Genomic DNA, 6358 nt, shown 5'->3' on the forward strand with positions numbered 1-6358 from the left:
AGCAGCGTGAGGAGGGGGTGATCCTAAACAGGTTCACCCGCTCCTTTCGTGTGCGGCAGGTCTAGCATTCCCTCTTGGACGGTCCAGAGAGAAGGCAACATGGAAGTTCAACTTCTTGACCACGAGGATGAGCGCTGGGCCGCGCTCCTTGGCCGCGTGCGACACGACATTGACCACCTTCCCGGCTACCTCGCGGCGAGCGATCGACGGCGGGGGAGCACCTCGCTCCTCGCCCACGTGAGCGATGGCGACGTCGTGTTCGCCGTGCCGCTGCAGTTCATCGAGCTGCCGGGTGGGATGCGAGACGCGGCATCAGCAGAACTCCGCGCGGCGCCGCTCTTCACCGAGGGCACGAGCGCGGCCTGGCGATCCGCTGCCATCCGGGCGCTCCTCGACCATCTGCGCGATTCCGGCACCGTTTCGCTGTTCCTCCGCTTCCACCCCCTGCTCGAGGGGTATCGAAGCGACTTCGCGCCCTACGGCGCCATCGTCGAGCACGGGCCGACCTACGACATCCCACTCGATCATCCGCTCGAGGAGATCCGGGCGAATATGCGCCGCAGCCATCGCCAGAGCATCCGCAAATTCCGAGCGAGTGATTTCCGCTTCGAGCGAGAGCCCGGCTACGACGATCTCGCGGCCTTCCACGAGCTCTATGAACTCACGATGCAGCGGGTGCATGCGCGTGGTGAGTTCCACTTCTCGCTCGCCTACTTCCAGGATTTGGTGGTCGGGCTTGGCAACCGCGTGGCGCTCTGGGTGCTCCGCTCCGGTGAGCAGATCGTCGCAGCGCATCTCGTCACCGACTGCGGCGGCATCGTGCAGGGGCTCTACGCGGGAGTGCATCCGGATTTTCACAGCCGGGTGCCGCAGGTCGGGCTCTACGACCAGGAACTTGAGTGGGCGCGGGCACCGAGTCGCTGCACCAGTTCAAAGCAGGCATCACGAAGGTGCGACCCGCCGAGTACAGCGCGCGCATTGTTGTCGACCACGCCGAGTTCGGGCGCCGATGCGAGGCTTGGCAGCACCAGACAGGCGGCATGGTGGGCCGAACCGACGAATTCTTCCCGCCCTATCGCGACGGCGCGCGGCTCGGGGCCTTGACGGGGCATTCCGCGGGGTGAAAGCTGGCGACATTCATCGGTGACCCTCACGAACTCTGAGAGCCTCGAAGCACGGCGGCCGACGACACCCCGAAAGGCCGCAGAGGCTGAGAGGGGCGCCGGAGCGCATGCACGCAAACCTACTCGACATTGGCGACGAGCGGTGGGATGCGCTGCTCGCGACCGTGCAACACGACGTTGATCACCTGCCGGCGTATCTCGCCGCACACGATGCCTTTCGCGGCGGGGTCTCGCAGCTGGCGGTCGTCGAGGACGATGTGGGCGCGCTGCTCGTGCCCCTGCGCATCCAGCACAGCGATGGCGGGAGCCTCGACGCAGCTTCGTCCGAGGTGCGTTCTGCGCCGTTGTTCACCGGCGGCACCTCGGTCGAGTGGCGCCGCGAGGCGATCCGCGAACTGCTCATGTTTCTGCGCCGTCGTGACGTTGCCTCGTTGTTCCTGCGGTTTCATCCGCTGCTCGAGTCATCGGTGCCCGAGTTCTCCCGCTACGGCGCGGTGGTGAAGCACGGGCCGACGTTCAACATCAAGCTCGGCCGCTCGCTCGACGACATCCGCGCGGGGATGAGCAAGAGCCACCGGCGCGGCATCCGCAAGTTTCAGGCGGCCGGGTACGAGTATGCGCCCGACCCCGACTGGGAGTGGCTCGCCGACTTCCACACGATCTACGCGCAGACGATGGAGCGGGTCGGCGCGAGCGATGACTTCCGCTTTACTCTCGACTACTTCGAGCGGCTGCGCGACACCCTCCGTGAGCACGTTTCGCTCTGGATGCTCGAGGTCGACGGCGTGCTGGCGATGGGCAGCATCGTCACGGAGTGCGGCGGCACGGTGCAGGGGCTCTGCGGAGCGATGAACCACGAGTTTCACAAGGAGATTCCGCACATCGGTACCTACGACGCCGAGGTGCAGTGGGCGCTCTCGCGCCGAGCGCAGAACTACTTCTTCGACGGGGCCGCGTACGAGTCGCTGCGCCGCTTCAAGGCGGGCATGACCGAGCATCGACCGGTCGCCGTCAGCGCCCGCATCGTCATCGACCCGGTTGAGTTTGGGCGACAGTGTGCCTCGTGGGAACGCGCCGCGGGGCGCAGCGTGTCGCACGCCGACGAGTTCTTCCCGCCNCTACCGCCAGCCCGGGGTGAGCCTCGGGGGTGAAAGCCACGTCCCCGAGTGCTCGGCCGATGATCACTCTGCCACCATCAGAGATCTGGCGGGGTCGTAATCCGCGATTCACCGCACGAGAAGGGCAGCCGCTGAGTTGGACGTTGAACTCCTTGAACTTGATGACCCGCGCTGGCCAGCACTCCTGACCCGACTACGGCACGGCGTCGACCACCTGCCGACGGCGCTCGCCGCCTATGACGCGTTCCGGGGGCATTCCTCGCAGCTGCTCGTCGTGCAGGATGCGGAGGGTGTGCTCGCGGTGCCGCTGCGGTTGCTCGTTGGCCCGGGCGACTCGGTGCACGCGACGTCCTCCGAGGTGCGGTCGTCGCCGATCTTCTCGGAGGGTGCGACAGCGCGGTGGCGCCGCGGGGCAATTCGGGAGCTGCTCGACTTCCTGCAGTCGCGTGGGGTAGTCATGCGGTTCCTGCGACTGCATCCGCTGCTCGACCCCGACGGCGCGGACTTCGCGCCCTTCGGCGCGATCGTCGACCACGGGCCGACCTTCGACATCCCGCTCGACCGGCCCCTCGCCGAGATCAGGGCCGGGATGCGCGTGAACCATCAGCGCGGCATCCGGAAATTCCATAACCAGGGCTTGCACTGCGAACCCGACACCGAATGGCGCTACCTCGAGCAGTTCCACCGCCTCTACTCGCTTACGATGGATCGCGTCGGCGCGAGCGACGATTACCGCTTCTCGCTCGAATTCTTCGAGCAGCTCCGCGACAACCTCGGCGAGCACCTCGCGCTGTGGGCCACCATCGTCGACGGGCAGCTCGCGGTGGGGCACCTCGTCGCGCAGTGTGACGGCATCGCCGAGCTGCTCTATGTGGGCGTGCATCCCGACTATCAGCGGCAGGTGCCCCAGGTCGGCCTCTACGACAGCGAGTTGGCGTGGGCGCCCGAGCACGGCCTGCACGACTACTTCCTCGACGGCGGCGCGTAGGAGTCGCTGCGGCACTTCAAGGCCGGCCTCACGAAGGTGCAACCCGCCGCGTCGAGCGTGCGGATCGTTGTCGACCCGGTCGAGTACGGCCGCCGGTGCGCGCTCTGGGAGCGCTCACCGGAGCGCGTGGTGGGCCGCGCCGACGAGTTCTTCCCGCCNGTACCTGCAGCCAGCCACCAAGGTAGCGAGCGAGCCTGCACATGTCTGATTTCACGGTGCTCGTCGCGTCGGGCGGACGCCGGCCGTACCTCGTGCGGTGGTTTCGCGAGGCGTTGCGTCGCAATCGCGTCGCCGGTCGGGTCGTGGTCGCCGACCTCGACCCGTGCTCGCCAGCGGCCGCCGTCGCCGACGCCTTTGTCGCGGCGATGCCGGTGGTCGACCCCGGTTACGGCGACTGGCTCGAGGCGACGCTGCGCCGCGAGGCAGTGACGCTCGCCGTGAGCATCAACGACTTCGAGCTCTCGCGCTGGGCCAGGCTCGAAGATCGGTCGGTTTTCGATGCCCTCGTGCGGCTCGACGCGCGGCGCCAGCGCACAATCGAAGACAAGCTGGCGATGGCGCAGCTGCTCGCCGATGCGGGCGTGACGAGCCCCGAGACGCTGCTCGCCTCGACGGCGTTGCGCCTCGGCCCAGAGGCGCTGAAGGAGCGCCTCGGTGCCGACGAGTTCGTCGTGAAAGGCCGCTACGGCAGCGGCTCCCGCGGCCTCGGGTTTGCGCGCGCCGCATCCCTGCCCGAGGCGATCGCCCGCGCCCGCGCCGAAGTGACCCACCGCGACGGACGCGGCGAGGCCGACCCCGACGCGGCCGATGAGCTCATCGTCGTGCAGCCGCGGCTGCAGGGCACCGAGCACGGCGTCGACGTCGTCACCGACCTGCGCGGCGGGTTTGCAACCGCGCTCGTGCGCCGCAAGATCGCGATGCGCGCCGGTGAGACCGATCGCGCCGAGTCGGTCGACGCGACGCCCTACCTCGGTCTCGCGCGGGGCGTCGCGCGGGCGCTCGGGCACCGCGGGCTTGTCGATCTCGACGTGATCCGTACGGATGCGGGGGAACTGTCGGTCATCGACGTCAACCCGCGCTTCGGCGGCGGCTACCCGCTCTCGCACGTCGCCGGGGCCGACATCCCCGCCGCGTACGTCGCCTGGGCGCTTGGCCGGACCCCCGACACCGACTGGCTCCGCGCCCGGCCGGGCACGATCGCCGCCAAGGCTGTCGAGGTACTCGCTGTCGCACACCCCGAGCCCGAGCAGGCCCGCAACCCTCAGGAGTACTCCCATGGCGCGGCCGCGACGGTTTGACCTCGTGAAGCGCGGCCTTGACATCGTCGCCGCGGCCGCCGGGCTCATCGTGCTCGCGCCCGTGATCGCGGGCACCGCGCTCGCGGTGCGCACGAAGCTCGGCGCGCCGGTGCTGTTCCGGCAGGCGCGGGCTGGCCGAGACGGGCGCACCTTTACGCTGCTGAAGTTTCGCAGCATGCTCGACGATCGGGATGCGCAGGGTCGACTGCTCGAGGACGAGGACCGCCTCACGCCGTTCGGCAGCGCGCTGCGCGCGACGAGTCTCGACGAGCTGCCGTCGCTCTGGAACGTGGTGCGCGGCGACATGAGTGTGGTCGGGCCCCGGCCGCTGCTTGTGCACTACCTCGAGGCCTACACGCCGCGGCAGGCGCGCCGCCACGAAGTGCGCCCCGGCATCACCGGGCTCGCGCAGGTCAGCGGCCGCAACTCGCTCGAGTGGGACGAGATCTTCGACCTCGACATCGAGTACGTCGACCACCGCAGCGCGGGGCTCGACCTGCGCATCCTCGTGCGCACCGTTACGACGGTGCTGCGCCGCGAAGGTATTTCGGCGGACGGCCATGTGACGCGCGAGGCATTCCGCGAGGAGCCGACGGCATGATCCCGACGCCCGCCTTCGTCGTCGACGAGCCGCTCCTCACGCTGTTCGCCGGCCGCTTCGAGGCGGCCCTCGAACGGCACTGGCCTAACTCAATCCTGTCGTACTCGTTCAAGACGAACGCGCTGCCGTGGCTGATCTCGCACCTGCGCAATCGCGGCGTGTGGGCCGAGGTCGTCTCAGACCACGAATACGAGCTCGCCCTCGCCCTCGGCTACCCACCCGAGCGAATCGTCTACAACGGCCCGGTCAAGGGTCGCGAGCGCTTGCGCGCGGCGCTTGCGGCAGGTTCGATGGTGAACCTCGACGCGAAGCGCGAGGTGGAGTGGGCGGCCGAGCTCGGCCGAGAGCAGCCGGATGCGGGGCTCGCGGTGGGCCTGCGGGTGAACTGGGACCTCGAGGAGCGGGTGCCGGGCGAGAGCACGACGGGTGCGGCGGGCAGCCGCTTCGGCTTCAACGTCGAAAACGGTGAGCTCGATGCGGCGATCGCGCGGCTGCGCACCGGGGGAGTGCGCCTCGCGGGGCTGCACATGCACCGAAACTCACGGAGCCAGTCGGTCGACGTGTACCGCGCATCCGCCTCCCTCGCGGCCGAGCTCATCGTCGAGCGCGGACTCGAGCNCGACTGGGTTGACATCGGCGGCGGCTTCTTCGGCAGCCTCGACGACAGCCCGACGTTCGACGACTACGTCGGCGCCATTCGCGAGTGCCTCGTCGGTGCGGTCGACCCCGCCCGTACTCGGCTCATCGTCGAGCCGGGCGGCTCGCTCACGGCGGTGCCGATCGAGTTTCACGCAAGCGTCGTCGACGTGAAGTGGGTCGGCGACAACCGCATCGTCGTGACCGACACGAGCCGCACCGACCTCGACCCGCTCTTTCGCCGGCGCCGGCCCTTCGCCGTCGACCTCACGACGGCGTCGTCGGCGACCGTGCCGACGCAGATCGTGAGCGGCTTCACCTGCATGGAGGACGACCGACTGCTCACGCTCGAGGATGAGCGTGAGCTGCGAGTCGGCGACCGACTCGTGTTCCGCAACGTCGGCGCCTACACGATGTCGTACCAGTCGACGTTCATCGAGCTTCCGCCCGCGGTCTACGTGCGCGACGCCGCCGGTGCCTACACGCGGGTCCGCGAGCGCGCATCCGTCTCGGATTACCTCAGAGGCAACTCTTGGCTTCCGCCAGAAAGTTGAGTGGTCACTTTTTGTNTCGACGCCGTCAGAACTACAAAA

At 68.6% G+C, this 6358-nt stretch carries 6 protein-coding genes; all 6 read left to right on the top strand.

All coding sequences use genetic code 11. From position 1 onward, the window contains the following. Positions 1-99: 99 nt before the first annotated feature. The 6 genes from ID132_RS05880 to ID132_RS05905 all read left to right on the top strand — a co-directional run bounded on the left by ID132_RS05880 (position 100) and on the right by ID132_RS05905 (position 6319). Positions 100-1104 (top strand): GNAT family N-acetyltransferase, encoded by a 1005-nt coding sequence (locus tag ID132_RS05880; protein WP_193128106.1) that lies wholly within the window; start codon positions 100-102, stop codon positions 1102-1104. A gap of 580 nt (positions 1105-1684) precedes the next feature. Beyond that, positions 1685-2275: a GNAT family N-acetyltransferase gene (locus tag ID132_RS15525; RefSeq protein ID WP_459562450.1), complete on the top strand. Its 591-nt coding sequence runs from the start codon at positions 1685-1687 to the stop codon at positions 2273-2275. 103 nt (positions 2276-2378) lie between these two features. Beyond that, positions 2379-3230, top strand: a complete 852-nt coding sequence (locus tag ID132_RS05890) for a GNAT family N-acetyltransferase (protein WP_193128107.1) — start codon at positions 2379-2381, stop codon at positions 3228-3230. A 200-nt stretch (positions 3231-3430) separates the two neighbouring features. Next, a complete protein-coding gene (locus ID132_RS05895) occupies positions 3431-4528 on the top strand; it encodes an ATP-grasp domain-containing protein (protein WP_193128108.1) in 1098 nt (365 codons plus the stop codon). Continuing rightward, complete coding sequence (locus tag ID132_RS05900) at positions 4506-5129, top strand: sugar transferase (RefSeq protein ID WP_193128109.1); 624 nt, start codon at positions 4506-4508, stop codon at positions 5127-5129. The genes ID132_RS05895 and ID132_RS05900 overlap by 23 nt, the downstream gene beginning before the upstream one ends. Continuing rightward, on the top strand, positions 5126-6319 hold the full coding sequence (locus ID132_RS05905; protein ID WP_193128110.1) for a type III PLP-dependent enzyme domain-containing protein: 1194 nt from the start codon (positions 5126-5128) through the stop codon (positions 6317-6319). The genes ID132_RS05900 and ID132_RS05905 overlap by 4 nt, the downstream gene beginning before the upstream one ends. Positions 6320-6358 lie beyond the last annotated feature (39 nt).

It is taken from the genome of Gulosibacter sediminis (genome assembly GCF_014904065.1).
Classification (GTDB): Bacteria; Actinomycetota; Actinomycetes; order Actinomycetales; family Microbacteriaceae; genus Gulosibacter; species Gulosibacter sediminis.

Bases quoted from the DNA above. Each gene is read 5' to 3' on its own strand.
- ID132_RS05895 (WP_193128108.1), top strand. From the start codon at position 3,431: ATGTCTGATTTCACGGTGCTCGTCGCGTCGGGCGGACGCCGGCCGTAC.
- ID132_RS05880 (WP_193128106.1), top strand. From the start codon at position 100: ATGGAAGTTCAACTTCTTGACCACGAGGATGAGCGCTGGGCCGCGCTC.
- ID132_RS05900 (WP_193128109.1), top strand. From the start codon at position 4,506: ATGGCGCGGCCGCGACGGTTTGACCTCGTGAAGCGCGGCCTTGACATC.